The following is a 25,689-nucleotide window of genomic DNA, read 5'->3' as shown; positions in this document are numbered from 1 at the left end:
TGAATCAAAAGCTAAAAAAATATGCAGATAAATTCAGATTCATTATGGGCGGGGAGTAAGAAAGTTTCTTTTTGGGAACGTTTCTTCGGAAAGAGAAAAAAAGTAAATAAAGCGCTGACTACTCCGGCAGTGATTAATGAAAGCTGTAAAGGACTGCTGATTGGAAAAGAAAAGATTAAATCATTTCTTTTTTCGACAGACATGGCTCTTATTGAAAACAATGATGCAGATGCTATTCTTGCTGTTTATCCTTTTGCACCGTCACCCAAAATAATCAAAACATTAATCGAATTTTCAGGTAAACCGGTCATTTGCGGTGTTGGCGGAGGAACAACCAGAGGAAAGAAGTCATTAGAAATGGCAATGTATGCAGAACAGGCGGGAGCAGCCGGTATTATTGTTAATATTCCGTTTCAGAATAAAGACCTGAAAATGATAAGCGAAAAAATCTCCATACCTGTTGTGGCAAGTGTCGCTTCTTCAGATTATCGTTTCTTAAAAGGTAAAATAGATTCCGGAGTTACTATTTTTCATGTAACAGCAGGAATCCATACCCATAAAATTGTAGAAGAAATTTCCATACAGTTTCCTGGTTTTCCCATAATGGCAACCGGTGGCAAAACCATAAGCAGTATTGAACAGGCTGTTACGGCAGGCTCAATGGCAGTGGTGCTTTCGCCCCCTTCCAATAAAGATTTGTTTAAAAACATGATGGTAAAGTATAGAGATAGTCTCAATCATTTTCCGTCTTATTGAGACAGTGCGGCATTTTTCTTTTCAAAAATAGGTATGTTTTCAAATATAGTTTTAGGAATGAAGTTTAAAAATACACTTACGATAATAATAAATACCGTGAATTTAGAGTTTAGGAAATACAAATAAGTCAAATCACATAAAACAGTAAAAGCATTGATTTTGCTGTGATTTTGTATATTTGTGAGATGCCTTTTATATCCTAAATCTAGCATGTTCAAATTTTTGCCTCTGGACCCCAAAACCATTTTCCTTCTTTATTTTTGGGGAAATCTGTTTATCTGCATTCTTATTTTTAGTTATTCGCTGTCTTATGCTACTGCGGAGAACAAAAAAAGACTAAAAATATTTGGATACGGGAAAGTATTATTAACAGCTGGCTGGGTATTTATTTCTTTAAGAGGTATAATTCCGGATTTTTTTTCAGTCAATGCGGCCAATACGATTATTCTGCTCGGATGTTGTTATGAAACCATTGCCATAATGTCTATGATAAAGACAAAATCAAAACAGGGCAATCATCTGCAAATAGGACTTACCGCTGCCGCAATATTGCTTTTTAATACGGCGGCATTAGCAGGGAGTGCGATTGATACCCGTATTTTGATCATGTCGCTCGGGATATTTACGATTTATTTGCCGCCTACCATTGGTTATCTTAAAGAAAAAAATAAAAATCTGTTTCGGATTTTTTACGTGCTTTGTTATGTTTTTTTTGAAATTTTGATTTTTATGAGAGCTGTTTTTAGTTATACTGATCCGCAGAAATATTTTTTCAGGCCGGGTATTTTTGACAGTCTCTACAGTCTGGGGTTATTTTTGCTGACTCTTATTGGTACAGTTGGTTTCTTATTGCTGGTAAAAGAAAAGCAGGATCTTAAAATTCAAAAACTCTTAAAAGATAAAAATGCATTCTTTTCTATAATTGCCCATGATCTAAAAGGTCCTTTAGGTTCATCGCTTGCGCTGTCAGAAATAATGGCTCAGGAAATTGATGGTTACAGCCGTGAAGAAATTAAGGAAATTACAGGTTTACTACATGAATCCAATAAAAACATTTACAAACTGCTGGAGAATCTTTTAGACTGGTCCAGGATGCAGACCGGAATGATGGAGTACAACCCCCGGAAAGTGATACTGAATGAGCTGATAGAAGAAAACATAAAGCTTAGTAAAAATGCGGCAGTAAATAAAAATATCATACTTAAATTTGAATCGGAAGCCATTATTGAAGCAGAGCTAGATAAAGATATGATTAATACCGTTTTACGAAATCTTTTAACGAATGCTGTGAAATTTACCGATCAGCAGGGTGAAATTACCGTGACCATGCAGAAGTCGGACCGGGAAGTTGAGGTATCCATAACTGACAACGGTATTGGAATTCCGGACAATATAAAAGAGAAGCTTTTTAAAATTAACGAAAAAGTGATCCAGAAAGGTACCGAGAATGAAATTGGAAACGGACTGGGATTATTACTGTGCAGCGAATTTATAAAGAAACATCATGGTGAAATCTGGGCCGAAAGTAAGTTAGGAAAAGGAAGTACTTTTAAATTTATTCTGCCGTTAAAAAGATACTAAATACAAATAAATATGCTGGATAATACAGAAGATAAAAAAGAGCAGAAGGCTGTTCACCTGCTTCCCTGGGTTACGGCCATAGCCATGTTTATACAATCATTAGACGGTACAATCCTCAATACGTCACTGCCTTCTATTGCCCGTAGTATGGGATATTCGGCTTCAGAAATGCATTCCGTTATTGTTACCTATACGCTGACTCTTGCTCTGCTTATCCCTTTGTCAGGCTGGCTGGCCGATAAGTTTGGAACCAGAACGATGTTTATAACGTCTGTTGTTATATTTGTAAGCGGTTCCTTATTTTGCGCATTATCGGTAGATTTACAGACTTTTAACCTTGCAAGGGTAGTTCAGGCTGCGGGGGCTTCTATGATGGTACCAACAGCCAGACTGGCCATTTTGTATCAGTATCCTAAAAATGAACTTCTTAAAACCATGAATTTTATTACCGTTTTCGGTCTGTTAGGAATGGTAGTAGGACCAAGTCTGGGAGGATTTCTTTCGGATCATTTATCATGGCACTGGATTTTTTTGGTCAACGTTCCTATAGGGCTTATCGGGATTTCTATGGCTTATAAAATTATGCCTAATTTTAAACATGCTGTTGGAAGATTTGATTTTAGAGGATTGGTTTATTTTAGTCTGGCTTTAATACTGATTACAATGGTTTTGGAGCTTATTGGAAGCGGCCGTATTCACATGATAGTTATTCTGGGACTGCTGTTTCTTTCCGGTTTATTATCGCTCTTCTATTACATTCATTATAAAAAAACAGAGAAACCTATTATCGATTTAAGACTGCTCAATATCAGGACACTAAAAGTAGGTTTAACCGGGAGTTTAATAACACGATTAGGAATTGGAGGACTGCCGTTATTACTGCCGCTGATGCTGCAGACCAGTTTTGGTTATTCAGCTTCGGTATCAGGACTGCTCTTACTGCCTTCTGCACTTTCAAATGTTGCTGTAAAACCTTTTATGGTTCGTATAATTAAATTTTTTGGATACAGAACCGTTCTGATCAGCAATACCATACTATTGGGTATCATATTGATCATTTTAGGATTTGTTACCAAAGAAACCCCTATTGGCTATTATATACTTTTGATGGTGTTTTATGGTATTTTTACCTCGATACAAATGTCGGCAATGAATACCATTACACTTTCTGATCTGGATCAGGATACTGCCAGCGGCGGAAATACCATGCTGGTGATTATGCAGCAGCTTTCTGTTAGTTTTGGAGTATCGGCCTCAAGTTTAATACTTTCCTTATTTCAGGCCGGTATTTTTGAGGTAAATCCTGCAAAAGCCTTTCAGTATACCTTTATAACCCTCTCTGTTTTTACCATTCTTTCAAGTTATACTTTTTCAAAACTGAGTAAAACGGATGGTGCCGGCTATATGTAATGGGTAGTTTAAAAGCTTTTTTAGGTTTAATTTGTTGTAAATGAATTTTTTAACTCTTAAGGCAGCCCTCTGTGAAGTGCCGGAAATAAAGGAACTTTAAAATTTTTAGTAAAAAAAATGGATCTAAATGCCCTATTTTCAAATATTTATAATATTTTTAACACTGCAAACATGGGAATTCTATAAAATTTGTACATAATTTTGCAACGTCAGGAAGTCCTGACAAGCTGTCCCAAACTGCTTCTAACTTAATTCATTATTTTCTGTATGAGAATATTTTTTATGGCACTGCTTTTTTCTTTAAGCTCGTTCACTACTTACAATGCAACGGACAAAAAAGAGATATTAACAGAACTGGAACTGGTTAGACTTAATGACCATGTAAAAGAAATCAAAAGTTTTACCGCTTCTAATCGCAAATACAGCAATAAGATTGCTTTTTTGGTCGATATGAAAATTAAATCAGGCAAAAATCGTTTTTTTGTTTATGATCTGGAGAATGATAAAATTATTGACCAGGGACTGGTTGCCCACGGTTCAGGTTCAGAAACCGGAATAAAAGGTGATATTCTTCAGTTCAGTAATGCTCCTAATTCTAATTGTACTTCCCTCGGACGTTATTCTATAGAAAAACCGTATAAAGGTGTTTTTGGAAAAGCGTTCAGATTAGCCGGAATGGATGAAACTAACAGCAATGCTTTAAAAAGAGCTATAGTATTACACTGTTATAGAGAAGTTCCGGACGATGAAAAAGAATATTACATCATAAACAGCCACGGCTGCCCTATGGTGAGCGAAGTTTTCTTTAAAAGACTGGAAAAGATAATTGATAGTTCAGATTCTAAAATTATGCTTTCGGTTTATTACTAAGAGAATAAAAGATATAAGATTAAAAAGCCTGTTTCTAATGAGAAACGGGCTTTTTACTTTATTATGATGCTGTATTTCTAATCCGGTACTTTCATTTCCTCATTAAAACCTTTTCCTGATAAGATTAAAGCGATTCGCGGACTTTTGACAAATTCGATAAGTCCGTTTTCCAGTAAAGATTTTGCTAAAGAGTCAATTTCAGTTTCCTGTGCTGTAACTTCGAGTATGGTATAATCTCTTTCCAGAGTTCTGTATTGTGCATTATGCTTTTGCAATAATTCCTGAACATTGTCATTAGTTATTTCATAGGTTAGAACTTTAAATAAAGCGGTCTGAGTATGTACTATTTCAGCATTTGTACTGAAATAACATTTGTAAACATCAATAATTTTCTCGATTTGTAACGCCAGGTTTCGTACTGTATCATAGGATTCTGTGACAACAATGGTAAATCGATACATGCCTTTAATTTCACAAATAGAAATATTCAAACTTTCAAAACTGATTTTTCTTCTCGAAAAAATAACGGCGGTTCTGCTGACTAATCCCATTTGATCTTCAGTGTAAAAGGTTAGCGTGTATTGCTCTTTCATTGGATGTTTACTATTTATTTGTTAGTGAAATATTTTTAAGTTTTGTAGATTAATTTTCAGTTCAGATCAAAAAAAAACCTTTCTCAGCAGGATGAGAAAGGTTTTTATTAGGCAATACAATCCTGACTCATCACGGGGAATGAATAATGATAATTGCGATAATAATTGACATCAAATTTTTCATTTTGGTTCTAAACGAAAAAACCTCCCGTTGTGGGAGGTTTTTAAAATTGTACTTTAAATACTTTTATATAAAAATTCCCTTTACTACTATCGATCGATAATAATAGCGCTGTTAATAATAAGGGTAATAATTGGATTGCTCATTTTTTCTATTGTGAGGGCAAATATATTATTTTTTCGTAAACAATAAATTTTATTTCTGTTTTAGATTAGAAGAATTTCTGAACACATTTAGTAAAATATCCGCTGAAATAAGTTTTCCGTGTTCCGGCAGCTGGACTATTTATTTTTGTACTGCTGACATGTTACAAAAGCCCGTTTCACATGAAATGGGCTTTTTTTATGTCAAAATTGCTTTCTTTCTTTTGTAGTATAACGTTTGTGTTAATAAAATAAACATTACATTGGTATTCTCTTAACTATGATTCCAAAACCAGGTGAAACACCATAAAGCCATGACAAAAAAGTTTTTTATCCTTTTTACTTTTATCCTGCTTACAAGTTGTCAAAAAAACACCAGTGAGCCAGTCATTAATTCAAGAGCGGGATCAATGGAACAGTCTGAGAAAGATAAAAGCCCGGAATCTGTTCCTGCCAGAAAACAGCTGTTGAACAATCGTTTATACAAAACTTCAGAAGTAGAGGTCAAGCCTGATTTTCCTGGCGGTATAGCAAGATTTGATCTCTTCATAACAAAGAATTTTGTGGTGCCAATAGTTAAAGATGAATATGGAAATGAAGAGCCTCTTATCAGAGCTGGAATTTTTGCCGTTTTTGTAATAGAAAAAGACGGAACTTTGTCTGATATAAAAATTCTTCGCGATTTTGGATACGGGACAGGAAAAGAATTGGAAAGAGTTTTAAAGCTAAGTCCAAAATGGATTCCGGCCTCTATAAACGGAGAACCGGTAAGATGTTTGTACAGCATGCCTTATTATACGCAGTAATCTGAAGTATAACCATACGATTGGTTTTCGACCTGAATAACCTCAAAAGAAATTCTTTAGATGAAGGAGCATAAAGTCTGATCGTTTTTTTATGCTCAAAAATAATTTTGTTTCTTTTCCAACCTTTTTGCTTTTTAAGTGCTCTGTTACTAATAAGAAAAGTATCTTTTTGCCAATTCAATTGTAACAGCCGCTTATTTTTAACAGCTATGATAAAAAAACTACTATTGGTATTCATTTTAGGGCCATTAACCGTGTTTTCTCAGGACATACAGGTAATTCGGGAACAGGCACAAACTTATTATGACACAGGTGATTTTTTAAAATCATACCAGACTTTAAATAAAATAAAGGACCCAAAAACGCTTGAAACCACAAACGTTAATTTGTACAGGCTTCACTTAGAAAATATAATGCAGCATCGGTTTTTTAAGAAAACCATGCTGAATGATTCCTTGTACAAAGTTTATATCAGATCGAAAGTCTTAAAATCTCAGGGAGTTTATAACGAGAAGTCAAAAAAATATGTGCTGCCGCCTGTTTATGACTCTATTCCGTTTAAAGAACATTACTTTAAATATTTACATGTTTATAAAAACAACAAACAAACCTTAATCAATATTGAGACAGGCAGCGTTATTGTTCCGTTAGGAAATTATACGATCAGTTTTTACGGCAATTATGTTTTAACAGCTGAGGACCCTAAATACAACCAGTTTTCTTATGACGATATTATGAGTGTTTATGATCTGGAAGGAAATTTGCTTTTTAAAAATCTCAATACTTTTAATACGCTGCATTATTTTCCGGATTTTATACGGACTAAGAACAAGAATAATAAATACCAGCTCATTGATGTAAAAAACAAAAAAGTGGTCTTAGACGATGTTGATAATTTTTTTGAACCTAATAGTGGTATGGTTCAAAATGAGGTTTTAAAGGATAATGTATGGTTTGCTTTTCGTAAAAACGGTCAGCATTATTTGTACCTGTGTACTCCTGAAGGAATTACAGACCCGCATAAATTTGATACCTATGTTCCCTTGCATTCCAGTTTTACTTATTTTGATAATGCGCTTACCAAACTTATCAATGATAAAGATAATGCACCGTTTAGAGAAGATACGATAAGACCGACACGTTTTTTCAGTTATTATACTATCGTAAAAAAAGACAATAAATACGGAATTTATAATATTTCAAAGGATAAACACTATAAAGAACCCATCTATGATTCAATCAATAAATTAGGGAATACATTTTATAACGGAAAATGGATTAATCTTATTTATGGCGAAGAAATCTGTACACCGGATTATGACAAACCTAAAGGCATTGTTTTCAAAAAAAACAAGCTATTTGGACTGATGGATTTAGACGGGAAAATTATTGTCGAAGCGAATTATGATGATATCCGGTATTTATCGAATCGTGTTTTTATTTTAAGAAAAGCTGATAAATGGGGGTTCATAGGGGTGCAGAAAGGAGATAAATTCATACCGCCGGAATTTGATTATATTGAGTATCTCGCTAGTGATTTTGGAAATATTGCCTGTTATAAAAATAATAAAGCGACTTTGTATTTAAGAAACGGTGACAAAGCAGACGTTAAAACCCAGAACAATCAGAAGGATAAAAAGTATGTACTTTTTGAAGAATCTATTAGTATTGGGAGTATTGAAGATTACGGAAGAAAAAATGACTTTGACAGATTAATATTTGAACGAAACGGAAAGTTTGGTCTTGATGATAGTGCTTATGATAAAGAAATTTTACCAGCAGTTTACACCAATTTACAATATGCTAAGAAAAATACATTCATTGCTTCCAAAGGGACAAAATCAGGATTGATCGATCGAAATGGTAAAGAAGTTATTCCGGTTAAATATACCAAAATCGAATACAAAAATTTTGATTCGGATTTGTTTTATGCAATAGCTGATAATGGATTGCAGACGATTTTTAATTGTAAAGGAAAAGAGCTTTATTCGGGGGAGATCAAAGAGATAACCTGGGATTATTTTGACAGTAAAACCAATGCGGATTATATTTTTATTAAAGAATTTTCGGCTGCGGGCGAAAAGCATAGTACCGATATAAACGAGAAACCCTATAGGAATTTTGTCCTGAAAATTAAAGAGGACAAAACAGAAAGACTGCCATTGAATGGCCATTCTTTTGAATTTGTGAATTCTAATTATATAAGGGCTCATAATTACCAGACCGCTAAAGTACTTTTTTATAATTTGAGAAATGGAAAAATTATAGAAGATATACGCGGATTGCAGATAATTAACGATAATGAAAACAACAGTTTTTTTGCTGTCAGAACTAATAATTATGATACTGTAGTGGATAGTTTAGGTAATGAAACGGCATTAGAGCATCCTTTTTATGAAATAAAAAATGATAATTATTTTTTTAAAGAAGGGGATAAGACAGGAGTAATGAATAAAAGGCTGCAGGCTGCTGATTTTAGATATCCTGTTGTAAAAAACTTTATCGAGACGGAGTATCGCAATTTGTCTCCCTATCCTTCACAGGAATTTTGTAAAAAAGCTTCTGCTTATTTCAGATTTAATTCAAACAACACCTCAAAAAAGGATGGTATCATAAACTTTGATGGAAAAATAATAGTGGAGCCGGATACTTACGACGATATTCAGTTAAAGTATTTCCCGGAAATGGGAATGTACAATCAATACCTTTATTTTGAAGAAAACCAGTACTTAAAACAATTTAAAAGCGATTTGTTTGCCTGCACGGTTTACGGGAAAGAAAATAAAACGGTACATATAATCAGCAGCCAAAAAGAACTTATCGCCGAGTTTGGAATAAAAAATAATGAAAATTGGGATTTTAGTGCAAACAATGGCGTAATTATTATAAGAAGCCCCGATTCTGTAAAAGTTTATGACCTGAAAACAAAAAAGGTCTTTTGGAAATTAAGAGCCAATCGTTTTCAGGACGATAAAGATTTTGGATATACGACGGCTTACGTTGACACTAAAACGACTGAAGATAAATTTGAAAAGTATGATAACAGAGGACAGTTTATTTTTGATACAATCCTGAATAAGAATAAGCAGTATTATTACAGAAGTTCTGCTGAAAATTATATTTTAAAAAGAAACAATAAATACGGAACCCTTAATTCTAAAGGAAAACCCGGAATTCCTTTTGTATACGACTATTTAGAATCTAAGAACGGCAAATTATTTATCAGCAAAAAGGATAATGTATACGGAATAATCGATGAAGACAACCTGACCATTACAGATAAAAAATATCAGGAAATAAACGCACTGGAAATTAAAGATCCATATTCAGGTTACAGTGCATCTTTTTCAGGTTATAAAGTAAAAGAAAAGAATAAAGTTGGACTTCTTGATTCAAATTCCGGAATACTTCTGCCTGCTGAATTTGATGAGATTAAATTTTCAAAAGCTATTATTACGGCTAAAAAAGATTCGCTTATAAGTGTTTATGATTTTAAGGGAAAAGAGGTTTTTTCGGTAATCATGGATAGTGTTGTTACAGATAGTAATAACAATTATCATTTGTATAAAAACGGTAAAATGTTTTACAGAGATTATTATGGAAATATTAGCGATACATATCCCTATATATCCTGGGAAGAACAGCTTAAAATGAAGTATTCTAAACAGACTGATGGAAAGTATTATCTTGTAAAAGATGACAATATACTGTATAAAACACCTGTTGTGAGCTTTAAAGAAGTTGAAACAGCTGATAATTTTACAGGCGAACGTGTAAAATATTTAGTAATTCAGGATGAGAACAATTTTTATGGTTTGTATACCAATGATTTAAAGCAGCTGGTACCTTTTTTATATGAGGAAATTACTATAGCAGAAAATGAAGATTATTATATAGTGAAAAAAGCAGGAAAATATGGTGCTGTCAATTCTCAAAATCAAACAGTAGTTCCATTTAAGTATGACAAAATTAGTTTTAACAGAGGATTATTTTATTGTACAAAAAATGGCAATAAATACCGTTTACTGCCTCAAATAAAATAAGTAACAAGAGAAGTAAAAAAATGAAAGCCCCGATACTATTTTTCTTTCTGCTGCTGATACAGCTTTGCCCTGCTCAAAATTATGATTTGATAAAACAACAGGCAGTGGAGCTTTTTAACGACGGAAAAGTACACGAAGCCCTGCAGACTTTAAAGCAAATAAAAGACCAGCAGACACTTGCCAATACAGATGTTAACATCTGGAAAAAACATTGCAGAGCAATACTGGATTACCAATTTCAGCAAGGAGCAGCGATCAGTGATTCAGTTAAAATAGTGAGCGTAAAAACAGCATTATTAAAACATTTTGGGGTTTATAACAGCAATGCCAAAAAATACATCCTGATGCCAGTTTATGAGGATGTTCCTTTTAGGAGTAAGAATTCAGATTTTATAACAGCTGTTTTAAACCGTCAGACTGCGGTATTTGATCTCAAAGGAAACACGATTATTCCGTTTGGTAATTATACAGGCAATGTCGCGATTTATGATAAAATCATGATGTTGTCTTCAAATGATAGAAATTCGTTAATAAGTCTTTACAATATAAACGGAAAACTGCTTGCAGAACAATTAAAATATGTTCAGCAGGCAGGCGGAAATTATCTTATTCTGCAGAAGAGTTCAGACAAATTTGGATTATTTGATATAGAAAAGAAACAGTTTTTAATTGATGACTGTGATTCAATTGAAAACACAGCACCTTATTTCGTTGACCATACAAATGACTTTTTTATTAAAAAAGAGAACAAAACAGCAGTTCATGATTTTAGTGCCAATACGATTAGCGCCCGGAACGCTTTCGATGAAATTATAACTTATTCCAATGGACTGAATATATTCAGGCAGAATAAAATAGAGACAGCTGACCAAATCGTTAAAGATCGGCAAAAAGATAAACGCATCATTGTAAAGAAAAACGGCAAATTTGGTATTTACAACCTGACAAAGGATAAGTATGATACCCAGCCGGTTTATGAGTCCATAAACAACTTTTACAATTGTCTGCAAAATAAGGTCTGGACCAATTTGAAATATGTTTATCCTGTAAAAGAAGACTGGGACTATGTTTCCAATGCGGTTGTTTATGCGAAAAACAATCATTTTGGATTAAAAACAATACATAATAAAACGATTACCGAAGCCGAATTTGAGGAAATGGAACAAATTTCCGGCAGTTTGTTTCTGACCAAAAAGCAAAAAGCCTGGGGATGGATTGCTGTGGAAAAAGATAAAACGACTATTATAAGACCTCAGTTTGATCATGTGTATGTAAAGTATGATTTCAAACAGACCCGTTTTGGCAGAAAGATTAAAACTGCTCCCAAACCTTATCTGGAAACCTGTTTAAAAGGAAAAATTAAGAAATACAGTATTGACGGAAAAGAACCAATCTTTTCGGAATCAGAAAGCAAAAAGGAATATCCGCCCACAAACTGGAGTTACACCTTTCCAAATTCAAACCGGGTTTTAACAAGTCTGACAAAACCTGCTGATCCTCACGAAGAGCAACTTCAGGATCGAAAAGTATTTGGTCTTGATGATAAACAGGGTAATGAAATTATAAAGCCGGTTTATACACAAATAGATAATGGCTTAGACAATCAATATATTGTAGATCAGGATTACCAGGATGTTGGAGTGATAGACGAAAACGGTAAAATCATTATTAAGACGGATTACCGTTCAATCAGTTCTTTTGACAATAAATACTATCTCGTAAATCAGTATTATAATTTCGGGTTGTTTGATAAAGACGGGAAAGAAGTTTTTCCGGTTGTTTATAAAGAAATCAAAGTTTTTTTAGACGGCTTGTATCTGGTTAAAGATCAGGATAATGTATACAGGATTGTTACGGCTCAGAATAAAACAATTTATGAACTTCCAAAGGATTGTGACAAGGTGTATAAATTCGAAAAAATGGTTTTAGACAATAATGACGTTTTTTTTCACATTCAGGGCTATCATCATTATTTAGTTAAAATTGAGAACAACAAAGGGATCCGAATTCTTGAAAAATATGATATTTCAGAAGTTGATCCAAACAGAATTGTTCATTTACGTTATCATAACCTGATAGGTTTTTACGATTTAAACAGTCAAAAAATAATAGAACCGAAATTTAAAGAAATCCAGACAGCCTATCTAAATGGAAAGAGACGGATATATGCTAAAACGGATCACTATTTTGACACGATTATAGATGAAAATATGAATACGACTTTTTCAAAAGATCAGATTTCAGCTGTCATCAATAATACGATATTTTACGAAAAGAATGGGAAATATGGTTTTTTCGATAAAAACGGACAGAGCACAAAAAACACCTTTCAAAACGTCGATGTGAATTATGTTATGCAGACAACAAAAGGAAGGTGTTATAAATTTTATGATAACACAAAGCGCCCCGGTCTTGTTACGGATAACGGAAAAATAATCATTAAAGCTGGTGTTTATGACCTAATTTACAGGGCATCCAATAAAGTGGTACTTTCCGGCATAAAGAATAAAAAAGAACAATCGGGAGAAATTCTGGTTTGTATGGATAAATCAGATAAAGCGGCTGATAAAATTGATTTTGTATCACTTGACGGAAAGAAAATAGCAGGATTATCCGTTTCCAAAAAGAATTATAAACTTGATTTTCGAAACAGCCTCGCCTTTTTATCAGCTTCTGATGAAGTTGTATTTTTCGATTTAAATGAAAATAAAATTATTCAAAAAGTGAAGGGCAGTTTATTTTTGGACGCTGACGGAGGTTTTACGATTAGAAATAATGGAACTTCGGGTTCAGGCTCAAAAGTACTGGTTCAAAAATACAGCACCAAAGCAAATTTAATTGCCGAACGATTTGTTGATCAAAATCAGGATGTACGATATTTAGAGAATTGGAAGCTGTACTTTATCCGAAAAAAAGAAAACAAATACGGAATAACAGCTGTCGATGAAAAAATCTGTGTTCCTTTTGTTTATGACACCCTTATAACTTCTGTAGATTCTGTTTACATTGCTAAAAAAGATCACAAATACGGAATTATTGATCGTGATAATACGGTACTGCTGAGTTTTGAATATGATAAAATAGAGACTCAGTATCTGCAGGAAAGGAGAATGCCGGATAATGATGTTGGGATTATCAAGGAATTGTATGATAAAAGAATGCCTCAAAAACCATCTTTTAATTTTATAGTTACAAAGGACAACAAATCGGGAATTCTTGGCCCTGATTTAAAAATCGTGGTTCCTTTAGAATATGACAGTTTTAGAAAAGACAGAACACTTTTCAGCACTATAATTGCCAGAAAAGACCGGAAAGAGAGGGTTTATAACTCCCGGGGAGGCTTTTTGTTTGAGGTAGAATGTGATTCGCTGGTAGAATTAGAATGGAATAATCCGAAGATTTTTAAATTTTTTAGAAACGGAAAGCAGGGATTGATGAATGAAAAAGGAGACCTGTTGTTTCCTCCGCTATATTCCAAAGTCAGCAAAACGTACAACAAGAATTTGTTTATTACCGAAAAAGATTCTAAAAAATACATTGCTAATTCTGATGGAGCAATAATTTCACCGGCCTACGATGAAATCAGTTTCTCAAAGTTTTACAACTATCTGGAAGTAAAAAACAATACTAAATTTGGACTTGTAAATCATTTGGGAACCGTAATTATTCCCGTTATTTATGACAACCTGATTCAGACTACGGATCATAACTACATAGTGGTTTCTTTAAACGGAAAACAGGGACTGATAGATTTAGGTTCCGATGAAAATAAAATACTGTCCTTAAAAATTCCGGCAGTTTACGGAGAAATAAAACAAATGATCAATAAAAAATATCTTATCGTTTCTGATCTTTTTAAAATGGGAGTAATTGATTTAAACAATAAAGTGCGGATTCCCATGATCTATGATTCCGTTACTTATCAGGAAAGCAAAAACTATTTTGTTTGTTATAATAACGGAAAAATCAGCTCTCTGACAGCTGACAATGTCAGCATTACAATTGAAGAATAACTAAAATTTAGAATATGAAAACTGTTTTTTTACTTGTTCTGTCAGGTATGATTTTCAGCTGTTCGCAAAAACAGAATAATCCCCAAGATACAGCTGCAGACTCCGGCTTTCAATCTAATTATAAAGGTTTTGAATGGGTTAAGCAGCCTGTAATGATAAGTGATTTGCAGGGTACGTGGAATTCAAACGAACTAATACTAACAGATGAAACGGCAGCGTATTATTTATTTCCCAACAGTCCTGACGAATTTGCTATTGGAAATATGATTACATTGAAACCGGACCAGACTTTTGCCAGTTATAATGTGGCAGACTGCGGGAACAGCTGTTTTACAAGTTCAAGTGGTAAATACAAAATAATAGACCGGAATTACATTTGTTTTTATCTCGAAAAAATTACCCAAAGTGGTGAATGTTCCGGAAGCAGAGAACCTAATAAAGATTTAGGGGCTTATTATTACTATAAAAAAGAGGATATGTTCTGCTTGTTAAAAAGCAGTGGTAATCTGGAACAGGATAAAAGGAATGTGCGGTATCGCGATTTAATTACAGCCAAAAGAGCTGAAATTGAAACCTTTTATAAAAATGGCAGCAATACAAATAGTTTTATGTTTGACTGGAAACCTGTAAATTATAAAGAAGGAAAACAAATTGCCGCCTTTTGCATGTCAGAAAACAAAATCAAAAATTACGAGTTTTTGTACTATGACAAAGGAAACGAGTATTCCAGACTGGGTATAGCATTGATAAAACTGAATAATGAACTTCGTTATGTAGTATACAATACTTACGGCGATCCAAAAGTGAGTTTGTACAATGATGCTAAAATTCTGGAGACGGATAAATTTATTCATAAAATAGATACGGACAAATCTTTGAAAGTGAAAAGCTTCAAAGCAAAAAGTACTCCGGGAAGAAGCCCTTTTGACAAAAAGACTATTACCGTATTAAAAAAAGGAAATGAAATTTGTAAAGTTATTTATGAAGAATATCCAAAAGATACAGAACATATTGGAGTTTTAACTTTAAGTGTTTATTACCGGAATTCGGTGCCGCTGTATATAGACTATCAGAATATTTTTGTTGGAACCGAAAACGAAGGACTGAACACCAAAACCGGGCTTTATATTCTGGATTGGGAAAACAATGAATCACTTGTAAAAGCCATAACGGGTAATGGAAGTTATGTATCAATGAATTGGCTTAAAATGAAAATAAACGCTGTTAAGGATGAAGCAAACATGGCAAAAATATAACAGAATTTAGTCTGCATAGCGGCTGTTTTTTATTTACATCACGTTTTGAGGATTCAGCTGATAAGAAATTTTTTTTGAAAAAGCGTTGAAGAAGAATCAGGCTCAGTCAATAATGATGCGTATATTTGAAAGTGTAATTAATAAGAACTGTAATCTATGAAAAAAATAGGATTTTTATCGTTTGGACACTGGGCCAATCATCCGTCCTATAAAGCCCGCACGGCAAGCGATACACTGCTGCAGTCCATAGATTTGGCTGTTGCCGCAGAAGAAATTGGTATAGACGGTGCTTACTTTCGTGTTCATCATTTTGCACGACAGCTGGCATCGCCATTTCCTTTACTTTCGGCTATTGGCGCTAAAACACAGAAAATAGAGATTGGAACAGGCGTAATCGATATGCGGTACGAAAATCCGTTGTATATGGTCGAAGATGCCGGTGCAGCGGATTTAATATCAGAAGGCCGGCTGCAATTAGGAATCAGCAGAGGATCGCCGGAACAGGTTATCGATGGATGGCGCTCTTTTGGCTACGAACCGGAAAATGGTGAAACGGATGCCGATATGGGACGTAAAAAAGCACTGGAATTTTTGGATAAACTCAGTGGGGAAGGATTTGCAGAACCCAATCCGTATCCGATGTTTCCAAATCCACCGGGTTTATTGCGTCTTGAACCGCATTCCGAAGGACTGCGGGAACGAATCTGGTGGGGTGCCGCATCGAATGCTACAGCGATTTGGGCAGCTGAAAACGGAATGCACCTGCAAAGTTCTACTTTGAAGTTTGACGAAAACGGAAAACCGTTTCATATTCAGCAGGCAGAACAGATCAGATTGTATAAAGAAGCCTGGAAAAAAGCCGGACATTCGCGTGAAGCGAGAGTTTCAGTAAGCCGTTCAATATTTGCTTTAGTCAATGATCAGGATAAATTTTATTTTGGAGATCAGGGTAAAGGAGCCGATAGTTTTGGCTATATCGAAAGTGATAAGCGTGCCATTTTTGGAAAAAGTTATGCTGCTGAGCCCGAAAAACTTATAAAAGAACTGGCCGAAGATGAAGCTATTCAGGAAGCCGATACCGTATTGCTTACGATACCTAATACTCTGGGAGTTGAGTACAATGTACATATATTATCGTCTATACTTAAATACGTTGCTCCGGAGCTCGGATGGCGTTAGAATTTTAAAAACAGAAAGACCTCTAATTCTAAATTAGAGGTTTTTTGGTATAATCGATTTTCTTATGAATGAATTCCTTAAGTTCAAAAGGAACAGGGGAGTCCTTAATTTAACAAAATCAGACAAAATTAGGCGGATTAATGTTATTACAAAGATTTGCTGTCTAAACAGTTAACAGCTTCGATACTGGTTACACACCATCGAAGCTGTTATTTTTATTTATTCCTAAGTTGTTTCCGGCAGGAACACTACCTTATAGAGCGTCCCAGGAAGCACTAGGATAATAAATCGAACTGGTTACCGGAGCCGTCCAGTAACTTTGACTTCCGCCTCTGAAAGTGTGCAGACTAACGGCATTCACATTTCGCTTAGAATCATTGGTTACCCAGCGGATTTTTTGATTCAGGATTTCAGTACCGTTTACATAATATTTAACGTAGCCGTCTGTATTGGATCCCGTATTGAGTTTAACCGATATCTGGCAGTTGTACGTTACATTTTCCTGTATATAGTATTTTTTTCCAAAGTCATTACCATATTGCCCGGGCTGGTCTCTGTAATATACATAAGGCTGAAGATAAGCCCCGCTTCCTTTGGCTGTATTGGATCCGTTTGGACAATACCACATAAATCGGGCACTTCCGCCATTACCGTCCCATCCCGGATCACCGCCCGTATTCTGATCACCAATTAAGATACCATATCCGCATTTTCCGCCTCGGCTCCAGTAAAATCCGGAATTGAAACGCATCTGGAACCATACGGTATAAACGCCCGTTGACCAAACCCCGTAGGAGGTGCATAAACCGCCGGGGCACGATAATGTATTGGTTTGCAAAGTAATCGTTCTGGCTCCGGCACTGCCTAATGCAGTAACAGTGCCTTCTACTGCAGCAGCCGGGGCAGCTTGCTTGCTGGCGTTTTGCTCTCCGCTTTTAGTAACGCTTTGAGGCTCATTAAAATCTTGTTCCTTTTCACAGGAAGAAAACACTGCGGCTGTAATAAACAGCAGACTTGCTAATTTTAAGAATTTTTTCATTTTTAAAACATTAAGGTTAATAAATAGGTAATAGTTAATAAAGGGTTAGATAAGTTTTACCAAACTGCGATTCTGTTGGTTACGTGTTTAGTAAACTATCCTACAAAGTTGATTAATAAAGGTTTACAGGAGGGGTGATACAGTACGTTTTTGGGTACAAAAAAATCTGGTACAAATGATTTAAGTGTATTTTATTTGTTAAAATAAGAGATGAAAAACAGAATACCGTCAGGTTTAAAAATGATTCTTTGTTTTATGTCTTAAATAAATAAGTAAAATGTATTGTGGTTGGGTCGTTTTTACATGATCAGGATGTTTTTTATTCCGGGAACATTTTTTAAGGCTGATAACAGATCTTTAAAAGGCATAAAAAAAAGCCCATTCCCAAAGAAATGAGCTTTTGATTCTGGTCGTATTTTGTGTTTACAATTAATGCAGATATTTAAGTCCGATAATATTTAAACCTGTATTTATTATTTGTTTCGCTGCCAGATACAGGATGGCGATAAGAATAACCCGGATAATAAGCTGGTGCTTTTTTAAATCAAATACAGAAAAGTACTGATAAAAGAAAATGACGATATAGACAAAGGTAAGTACACTGAGGAAAGTATTAACCATAAGCAGAAATTCCTTGTTGTCGCTAAAAATCATAAAAACCGGCAGGACAAGGCTGATTGCCAAAACTCCGCATAACAGATACATATTGAGTACTAAATTCTCCGTATAGTTTTGTCCGCTTTTTTTAAAGAGCAGATAACTGGCAAAAGCAATAATGGGAACGTGTAAAAAAACAGTAATTTTTGAATATTCCTTTAAAACCTTAAAAACACCAGACAAAGCCGTTTGATCATACAAGTCAGATACTTCGATTTTCGTCCATTTTTTCAGGAAATAGTTTATGGTCAGCAAAAGAATAATGGTGGCAAAATAATTAAAATGTTTTACTCTTTTTCCCTTTACATATTCCCTGATACTGTGTCCAGGCCTTAAAAACAGCTCTTTCATCGTATAGAAAAAGCCGGTATCAAAGTGGAAAATTCCGTGAATTAAGTCGTGTTTAAGAACATGAGATAAAGAAAATCGATGTGTAGAGGTCGACTGTCCGCAATTACTGCAAAATTTTCCTGTAATTGCTTCATTGCAGTTTAAACAATTATTTGTCATTGGTGGGGTCTTCTATTTGTTCAGTTTGTATTTTTTTGGCGTTTAAGTGGTATTGGCTTTAGGAAATTTTCACAGGTTTATTTTGTAAAAAAAGCGGTCCGGCCTTATTTTATAAGTGTTTTGCGAATGTAATTATTTTTTCTGTATATACTATTTAATAAATCATGAATCGTAAATAAATTTAGTGTCAGCTGAAGTGAGAAAATGCGGTTCTGAATTTAGAAATTTAAAAAACGTACAACAGGATTTTCAGGTTCAGTTGTTTTCAGACCAGGGCTGCGATGCAGGAATGTTTTCTGCTTTCCACTCCCGTAAGACCTGAGCTGCTTCGGGGTAGTTTTTACCATATAGTGGAATTTTTCTTTTTTCGGGCTCAAGCTTAAACTCTTCAAAAATAAAAGAATCATCAAATCCCGCCTCAGAAGCATCTTCATTACTGCAGGCGTAATATATTTTAGACAATTTGGCCCAGTAAATGGCGCCAAGACACATTGGGCAGGGTTGTAAAGTTGTATATATTTCGCAGTCTTCCAGCAGCAGTGCACCACTGTTTTTACAGGCATTTTCTATCGCCACCATTTCGCCGTGAGAAGTAGGATTGTTTCTTAAAAAGATTTCGTTATGACCTTCGCCGATAATTTCTCCGTTTCGAACAATGACGCAGCCAATAGGAAGGCCTTTACCGCTTTGATACGCTATTTTAGAAAGATATACGGCTCTTTCCATAAATTCAGGATTGTAATTTTCTTCTGCTTTGTCTGCCATAAAGTATAGATTAAAATTAGAGTAAGGAACTGTCTGTCTGTTTTTGCAGCAGTATCTTTTTTAGTTTTACAAATGTGCCATTCTGCTCAACAGCTATCAAAAATACCATATTCTGATTAAAATTCGGGTATCTAGGGATCTTCTTTTAATTCGTCATTTTCCTTATTTAAGAGTACATCATACAGCTTTTTTTTAAAAGAATCAGAACAAAACCATGGCACTTTTTCTCATTTTGAAAGGCCGGTCTTCTCATTTTGATAAGTATCAGGATAAGAATAAAACAGAATTTATTCGATTAAGTTGCTGTTATTTAGTTGTTTATTCTGTTTTTGGTTCTTCTGGCATACCCTTTGTTTTTTTGACGAAAACAAAACCATTTAAAAACAGCGTATGAAAAAAAATAAAACAAGAAGCCGCGAAATTACAAAGCAGTATACCTCTCTTAGATCTGCACGGCATAAGGACAGGATTATTAACACAATGGTATTTGGTATTGTCTTTTTTATTGCCGTGCTGCTGATCTCACAAATTGTATAAATCAGATCATGACAGAATGAGAATTATATTGTAAAAGAATAATGATATCTACAAGACGTATGAAAATTTTAAATCCCGTAATCAATCCCGATATAAACCTGACTAAAAAAAGTTTCTTTTCGGTTTCATCCCGGACTCATGCTGTGGTTTCAGCAGTTGAAGAAACGGAGATCCCAATTGATTTTACGATCGAAAAAGCGAGATCAGTACATACTTTCTGGATCCGGCAGATTTGTGAAGTAACCTTAGCCTCTGCGATTGGCAGAGGAACGGGTATTTCAAAACGTTCCCCGGAACTGCTCGAAACCAAAATGAACAGGGGAGAAGCGGTTATCGCATTTGCCTCAGACGGGAGATGGGCCGGATTTTCCTTTATTTCTTCATGGGAAAACGGACAATTTGTTTCCAATTCGGGACTCATAGTGGCACCCGAGTTTCGCCATACAGGCCTTGCCAGAAAAATTAAAAAGAAAATATTTGAACTAAGCCGTGAGAAATATCCCGAGGCCAGAATATTCAGTTTAACTTCCGGTCTTGCCGTAATGAAAATGAATCACGAACTGGGTTTTGAACCGGTTACTTTTGCAGAATTACCTTCGGATGAAAAGTTCTGGGAAAGCTGTCAGTCCTGTGTAAACTGTCCTATATTAAGAAGTAAGGAAAGAAAAAACTGTTTGTGTACTGCCATGCTTTATGATCCGCTGGAAAAAGAGAAGTCGGTTTGATGAATCAAACCCTATATAGAAAGACAAATAACCATGAAATCAGGTATTGTTTTCCGCAGCTAACGTCAGTAAATTTGTAATTAATCAAAGAAATCACAATGAAAGCTTACAATACAGCTGGTTTTTTAGTACCGAAATCGGAATTTCCCAAAAAGAGAACATCAGGTTTAATAAAACAACTTTTTTATGCAGCAGTACTGCTTCCTTTTACAGTATTCGGACAAAAAGAACTATTGCCGGGAAGTAAAGATATTAATACGAAGTATATCAAACCCGGAAAGTCTCTCTATACGGTTTATTATGTGAAGGATAAAGACTGGAAAAATATGGGATCTTTGACCTATGATATTACTACTGTGAACAATCAGTTAACTTTAAACAATACGTATACTCCAAAAGACAATGGAAAACCAACGTCACGTATTAGTACAGCAGATGCCCAGACACTTAAAGCGATTAGTTATGCCGATGAAACCAAGAACGCAAAACTAAATCTTAATTTTGGAGAAACCATTACCGGTAATTTTTATTCTAAGAAAACCAAAAAAGATAAAAAACTGAAACTAAAACCTAAAGAAGAATTTTTTGACTTCAACTGGACCGATCATCTTATTGGAACATTGCCATTGGATGTAGGATACAAAGCCCGTTTTCCGCAGTTTTATTATAATGATGAATCCAGTGTACTGGTTGAATATTATACGATCAAAGAGGTAAAAAGTTTTGTGTACAATTCTCCAAGAACCGGTAAACACGAAACATGGCTGGTTTCGGTTTTGGAAGAAAGCACGAATGCGGTTTATAATTATATTATTGACAAAAAAGACCGTCGTCTTTGGCAGCGCGAAATGTCTATGGCTAAAGGAATGTGGGAGATCACAACCAATGAAGAGCTGGATTATCAGCCTATTAAGAACGCATTTAATAAAGAAGAAGCTGTTAAGCAGATTTCTAAAGGCAATAGTGTTATTATTGGTACCGCTTATGCACGATCGGATTCTGGTAAAAGACTCGGAGGTCTGGTCAATACAGCAAAAAAACAATACGCACCGCAGGGTACAGAGATTACCCTTTTTCCAAGTTCAGACTATTATGAGGAGTGGGTAGAAGTGAATAAGAAAATCCGTAAACAGAAAAAAATGCCCGAAGTTCCTTTGAACAGCGATTTTGGTTATTCTGTTAAAAAAGCCAAAGTGTATGACGATAAGGGGCATTTTGAATTTTCAGATCTGATGCCGGGAACCTATGTGGTAATGGCAAGTTTTGATTTTACCAATTCTTATAACTATTCTTACGTGTCCGGTTATACCAATTATTACAACTACTGGGGATATCAGGGGTCTACAACCAATTACGGCACAGCAAGACAGTCTTATACAGATAAAGCCAATGTTGAAAAACGGGTAACCATAGATAAAGACGGCGATAAAAAAGAAGTGAACTTAAAAGAAATGTAAGGCTTTTTTAAACAGAAGCACTTAAGATCATCATAAATTAAAACCTCGGAATCAGCTGATTTCCGAGGTTTTTTTATGGTTCGAAATAAAAATACAGATGGTAAAAAAAATGCTCGTATCAAATTTAAAAATGTATTTTGAACAGAAATAAATTTATATTAGCTAAAAAAATTAAACAAATTTTTCCGGAAAAATAATCGGGTAAGGAATGTGGGATTCCGTAAAAATAAAAACAATTTTAGTGTTTTCAAAAAGCTTATGGTTAGAACTTTACGAAGTGTAGATGCAATAATTAGTTTACTGGTATTTATTTTTACCGGTCCGTGTTTTTCACAGACACTAAAAGATAATGCGTCCGGAAACCTGCTGGCTGACGATTTAAAAGATGAAAATCTTAAAGGCCCTGTAAAATCCTTTCATCTAAAGGTACATTATGTTGATCTCAGCAATACATACAATAATGCTAACCGAATAGCAACGCCCAAAGGAGATGTCGAAAAGGTCTTTGCCGAATATAACAAAGACGGATTAATGACACAATCTTTGTTTGGGGCATACAATGACAGTCTGCTGGTTTTGGAACCTTTGGATTTAGAATATTTAACTTTGTATGAATATAGTGAATACGATTTAATCTCTAAAAAAAGATTTTCTGGTACAAAGGGATTTCCTCCAATGGCAGACCCGAGATTTTATAGTATACGTGCCAGCAGAAGTTATTATCATAAGGATTATCCACAGCATCCGGATGCCGTACATGAAATATACGGACTCAATTATGATGAAGATAAAAAGAAGATTACTGATGCCGTGTTTTACAGAACAATTACTCCCCAAAAAAAGCTCAATGGCAGTGATGAAGATCTGGATGACAAACATTTTAAAGACAGATGGCACTATGAATACAATGAAAAAGGTCTTTTAAAAAAAATCAAAATGCACAGAGACCGTTCTCTGGATTTTCTTATCAAATATTTCAGGACTCAGATAGAAACTTTAAAAGCCGAAATTCTTTTTGATTACGACGATAAAGACCGATTACTGCAATATACCGTTTTTGCTGTCGATGATAAAACAAGAGAAGAAATAGGGATCGTAAAGTATTTTTACAATAAGCAATACGGATTTGTAGAAACAGAATCTATTTATCATAAATACCCGGAACAGTATTATTTATCAAACGTGCACAATTATACCAGAAAATACAATAAACAGGGTGATCTGACCGCTATTTTATTACATGTAGAACCCAAAGATGAACAGCTCGTCAGGAAAAAACAGCTTTATTTAGATAAATATTACGATTACCAATACGATCAGTATGATAACTGGACCGAATGTAAGATAAGGGTTAACAGTCCGGAAAGTGAAATTTCGGCTGTTATGGAGCGAAAAATAGAATATTACCATGATTAAGCGATTTTTATTTCGTGACAAGAATCAACCCCTTCATTATTCCCCAATTTTTAATTTCCCTGCTAAGATGCATTTAAGATTTATTCTATTTTTAATGGTGACCGCCCATATCTCGTTTGCGCAGACCCAATTTGTTGAAAGAAAATATAATGGAAACGGTACCGAAAAAGGCAAATTGGATGCTGAAGGCCTGCAGACCGGTTTGTGGCAGAGATTTTCTTCTGATGGAAAGCTTTTTCAGGAACAAAATTATGTAAAAGGGAAAGATAACGGAACAGGAAAAGAATTTTATAAAAGCGGACAGGTAAAAGTAATCCGCAATTATAAAGAAGGAAAACTGAACGGCAAATGGCTGGAATATTATGAAAACGGACTGAAGAAATCAGAGGGTAATTATGTTAATGGCGACAGATCCGGAACTTTTATCAGTTATTTTGAAAATGGAGATCCGGAAAAAATTCAAAAGTTTTATGATAATGGAAAGCGTTCCAGTTATATCAGGGAATACGATAAAAACGGGCGGCTGGTTATTGTAAAGGATTTAGATCAAAAAGGAGACGGTACTTATGAAGTAACCCGTGAGGACGGAACCATAAGAATAAAAGAGATTTATAAGAACCACAACAGAATTTCTGAAACCAATTTTTATGAATCGGGGATCAGGAAAAAAGAGAGTCTTTATGAATATGATAATGAAAAAAATACCAGCTGGCTTGAAAAAGAATATGACAAAACGGGCAGATTAAGAGAGGAGAGATTGTTATATCCGGCCAAAGAAAGGTACAGAAAGGTTTTTGGGGATTCGATACAGGAATTGTACCACTATGACAATACCTATTATTCCGGCTATTTTGAATCCCATTACTACGATGGAAAGGTTGCCGAACAGGGATATTATAAAAAGAACTTCAAAGACGGAATATGGAAGACTTTTTATAAAGACGGAAAGTTAAAATTTATAGGAAAATATGTTTCTAAAAACCCGCAGCTAAAAGACAGTACACATACTTATTATTATCCGGACGGAAAGATTGAAAAAACAGAACATTATAAAATAGCAGCGTCTAAACATGTTAGCAGTGTTTTATACAATTACAACACAGGCAGCTGGAAAGTGTATTATAAAAACGGAAATTTAAAAGAACTGACGGAATACCCTGAAGCCGTTAATGAAAGAAATGAAGAGCCCCGTAAACATTTTGTTTATTTTGAAAATGGAAAACCAAAACTGGAAGAATCGATATTAAGAGACGGAAGATTATCCGGTATGTATAAAACGTATTTTGAAAACGGCGCCTTAGCTTCTGAAATAAAGTATTATGCCGGAAATAAAGACGGAAAAGCGGCGGAATATTTTGAAAATGGAAAACTAAAGTTTTCAGGAATCTACGACTGGAAAAATGAGAAAGAAGAGTTGGTGTACTATTACCGGACAAGTACAGAAAAAAAAGCGCAGAAAATAACCATTACTGATGAAGGTAAAATAGTAGAACTCTTTTATCCCGATGGTAAAAAAATGGCAGAGTTTATTTATGACAGCGAAGAAAAGAAACATAAAGACTTTAAGGTTTTTAACTCTTCGGGAAAAATAATATCTCTTAATGAGTTTGCCGCTGTCGACAGGAGTTTTGAAGTAAAAGATTGTGTGATGCTGTACAATCAAAAGGAATTTGTTATCGATGTAGAAATTGAATTCCGGAATTCAGAACGAAGTTATACGTTCAACAAAACATTCAAATAAATTAAAATGAT

17 protein-coding genes are annotated in these 25,689 nt (G+C 34.7%); 13 read left to right on the top strand and 4 right to left on the bottom strand.

Annotated features, from left to right (window positions below):
• The first annotated feature begins 21 nt into the window (after positions 1-21).
• The 4 genes from ACODST_RS03475 to ACODST_RS03460 all read left to right on the top strand — a co-directional run bounded on the left by ACODST_RS03475 (position 22) and on the right by ACODST_RS03460 (position 4,617).
• Positions 22-756, top strand: a complete 735-nt coding sequence (locus ACODST_RS03475; RefSeq protein WP_488930723.1) for a hypothetical protein — start codon at positions 22-24, stop codon at positions 754-756.
• A 210-nt stretch (positions 757-966) separates the two neighbouring features.
• Complete coding sequence (locus tag ACODST_RS03470) at positions 967-2,337, top strand: sensor histidine kinase (protein ID WP_488930722.1); 1,371 nt, start codon at positions 967-969, stop codon at positions 2,335-2,337.
• Positions 2,338-2,349: 12 nt separating this feature from the next.
• A complete protein-coding gene (locus ACODST_RS03465) occupies positions 2,350-3,747 on the top strand; it encodes an MFS transporter (protein WP_488930721.1) in 1,398 nt (465 codons plus the stop codon).
• 267 nt (positions 3,748-4,014) lie between these two features.
• Positions 4,015-4,617: a murein L,D-transpeptidase catalytic domain-containing protein gene (locus ACODST_RS03460; protein ID WP_488930720.1), complete on the top strand. Its 603-nt coding sequence runs from the start codon at positions 4,015-4,017 to the stop codon at positions 4,615-4,617.
• Between the two features lie 77 nt (positions 4,618-4,694).
• On the opposite strand, the gene ilvN is transcribed toward ACODST_RS03460, so the two are convergent.
• Positions 4,695-5,210, bottom strand: a complete 516-nt coding sequence (ilvN, locus tag ACODST_RS03455; protein WP_488930719.1) for an acetolactate synthase small subunit — start codon at positions 5,208-5,210, stop codon at positions 4,695-4,697.
• Positions 5,211-5,848: 638 nt separating this feature from the next.
• Between ilvN and ACODST_RS03450 the strand changes: the two genes are divergently transcribed.
• From ACODST_RS03450 to ACODST_RS03430, 5 genes are all read left to right on the top strand, one after another.
• Positions 5,849-6,340: an energy transducer TonB gene (locus tag ACODST_RS03450; protein WP_488930718.1), complete on the top strand. Its 492-nt coding sequence runs from the start codon at positions 5,849-5,851 to the stop codon at positions 6,338-6,340.
• 209 nt (positions 6,341-6,549) lie between these two features.
• Complete coding sequence (locus ACODST_RS03445) at positions 6,550-10,383, top strand: WG repeat-containing protein (RefSeq protein WP_488930717.1); 3,834 nt, start codon at positions 6,550-6,552, stop codon at positions 10,381-10,383.
• Between the two features lie 20 nt (positions 10,384-10,403).
• Positions 10,404-14,396: a WG repeat-containing protein gene (locus ACODST_RS03440; protein WP_488930716.1), complete on the top strand. Its 3,993-nt coding sequence runs from the start codon at positions 10,404-10,406 to the stop codon at positions 14,394-14,396.
• Positions 14,397-14,410: 14 nt separating this feature from the next.
• On the top strand, positions 14,411-15,652 hold the full coding sequence (locus tag ACODST_RS03435; protein WP_488930715.1) for a hypothetical protein: 1,242 nt from the start codon (positions 14,411-14,413) through the stop codon (positions 15,650-15,652).
• Positions 15,653-15,808: 156 nt separating this feature from the next.
• Positions 15,809-16,831, top strand: a complete 1,023-nt coding sequence (locus tag ACODST_RS03430; RefSeq protein WP_488930714.1) for an LLM class flavin-dependent oxidoreductase — start codon at positions 15,809-15,811, stop codon at positions 16,829-16,831.
• 253 nt (positions 16,832-17,084) lie between these two features.
• Here the strand turns inward: ACODST_RS03430 and ACODST_RS03425 are convergent, their stop codons facing one another.
• The 3 genes from ACODST_RS03425 to ACODST_RS03415 form a co-directional block, all read right to left on the bottom strand.
• Positions 17,085-17,870, bottom strand: a complete 786-nt coding sequence (locus ACODST_RS03425; RefSeq protein WP_488930713.1) for a polysaccharide lyase — start codon at positions 17,868-17,870, stop codon at positions 17,085-17,087.
• 429 nt (positions 17,871-18,299) lie between these two features.
• Positions 18,300-19,037: a DUF3667 domain-containing protein gene (locus ACODST_RS03420; protein ID WP_488930712.1), complete on the bottom strand. Its 738-nt coding sequence runs from the start codon at positions 19,035-19,037 to the stop codon at positions 18,300-18,302.
• A gap of 255 nt (positions 19,038-19,292) precedes the next feature.
• Positions 19,293-19,802, bottom strand: a complete 510-nt coding sequence (locus ACODST_RS03415) for a nucleoside deaminase (protein ID WP_488930711.1) — start codon at positions 19,800-19,802, stop codon at positions 19,293-19,295.
• A gap of 596 nt (positions 19,803-20,398) precedes the next feature.
• Between ACODST_RS03415 and ACODST_RS03410 the strand changes: the two genes are divergently transcribed.
• The 4 genes from ACODST_RS03410 (at position 20,399) to ACODST_RS03395 (ending at position 25,678) form a co-directional block, all read left to right on the top strand.
• Entirely contained in the window at positions 20,399-21,064 is a 666-nt protein-coding gene (locus ACODST_RS03410; RefSeq protein WP_488930710.1) for a GNAT family N-acetyltransferase, read from the top strand.
• Between the two features lie 98 nt (positions 21,065-21,162).
• Positions 21,163-22,521, top strand: coding sequence for a DUF3108 domain-containing protein (locus ACODST_RS03405; protein ID WP_488930709.1), 1,359 nt, complete (start codon positions 21,163-21,165; stop codon positions 22,519-22,521).
• Between the two features lie 258 nt (positions 22,522-22,779).
• Positions 22,780-23,937, top strand: coding sequence for a hypothetical protein (locus ACODST_RS03400; RefSeq protein WP_488930708.1), 1,158 nt, complete (start codon positions 22,780-22,782; stop codon positions 23,935-23,937).
• A gap of 67 nt (positions 23,938-24,004) precedes the next feature.
• A complete protein-coding gene (locus ACODST_RS03395; protein ID WP_488930707.1) occupies positions 24,005-25,678 on the top strand; it encodes a toxin-antitoxin system YwqK family antitoxin in 1,674 nt (557 codons plus the stop codon).
• The last annotated feature ends 11 nt before the right edge of the window (positions 25,679-25,689 follow it).

It is taken from the genome of Flavobacterium sp. FG19, assembly GCF_057809475.1.
This window is presented reverse-complemented; position numbering and strand designations above follow the sequence as displayed.

Excerpts from the sequence above, each read along its gene's own strand:
- ACODST_RS03475 (WP_488930723.1), top strand. The coding sequence starts at position 22 with ATGCAGATAAATTCAGATTCATTATGGGCGGGGAGTAAGAAAGTTTCT.
- ACODST_RS03450 (WP_488930718.1), top strand. The coding sequence starts at position 5,849 with ATGACAAAAAAGTTTTTTATCCTTTTTACTTTTATCCTGCTTACAAGT.
- ACODST_RS03410 (WP_488930710.1), top strand. The coding sequence starts at position 20,399 with ATGAAAATTTTAAATCCCGTAATCAATCCCGATATAAACCTGACTAAA.
- ACODST_RS03440 (WP_488930716.1), top strand. The coding sequence starts at position 10,404 with ATGAAAGCCCCGATACTATTTTTCTTTCTGCTGCTGATACAGCTTTGC.
- ACODST_RS03430 (WP_488930714.1), top strand. The coding sequence starts at position 15,809 with ATGAAAAAAATAGGATTTTTATCGTTTGGACACTGGGCCAATCATCCG.
- ACODST_RS03395 (WP_488930707.1), top strand. The coding sequence starts at position 24,005 with ATGCATTTAAGATTTATTCTATTTTTAATGGTGACCGCCCATATCTCG.
- ACODST_RS03435 (WP_488930715.1), top strand. The coding sequence starts at position 14,411 with ATGAAAACTGTTTTTTTACTTGTTCTGTCAGGTATGATTTTCAGCTGT.
- ACODST_RS03465 (WP_488930721.1), top strand. The coding sequence starts at position 2,350 with ATGCTGGATAATACAGAAGATAAAAAAGAGCAGAAGGCTGTTCACCTG.
- ACODST_RS03415 (WP_488930711.1), bottom strand. The coding sequence starts at position 19,802 with ATGGCAGACAAAGCAGAAGAAAATTACAATCCTGAATTTATGGAAAGA.
- ACODST_RS03425 (WP_488930713.1), bottom strand. The coding sequence starts at position 17,870 with ATGAAAAAATTCTTAAAATTAGCAAGTCTGCTGTTTATTACAGCCGCA.
- ACODST_RS03400 (WP_488930708.1), top strand. The coding sequence starts at position 22,780 with ATGGTTAGAACTTTACGAAGTGTAGATGCAATAATTAGTTTACTGGTA.
- ilvN (WP_488930719.1), bottom strand. The coding sequence starts at position 5,210 with ATGAAAGAGCAATACACGCTAACCTTTTACACTGAAGATCAAATGGGA.
- ACODST_RS03470 (WP_488930722.1), top strand. The coding sequence starts at position 967 with ATGTTCAAATTTTTGCCTCTGGACCCCAAAACCATTTTCCTTCTTTAT.
- ACODST_RS03460 (WP_488930720.1), top strand. The coding sequence starts at position 4,015 with ATGAGAATATTTTTTATGGCACTGCTTTTTTCTTTAAGCTCGTTCACT.
- ACODST_RS03420 (WP_488930712.1), bottom strand. The coding sequence starts at position 19,037 with ATGACAAATAATTGTTTAAACTGCAATGAAGCAATTACAGGAAAATTT.
- ACODST_RS03445 (WP_488930717.1), top strand. The coding sequence starts at position 6,550 with ATGATAAAAAAACTACTATTGGTATTCATTTTAGGGCCATTAACCGTG.
- ACODST_RS03405 (WP_488930709.1), top strand. The coding sequence starts at position 21,163 with ATGAAAGCTTACAATACAGCTGGTTTTTTAGTACCGAAATCGGAATTT.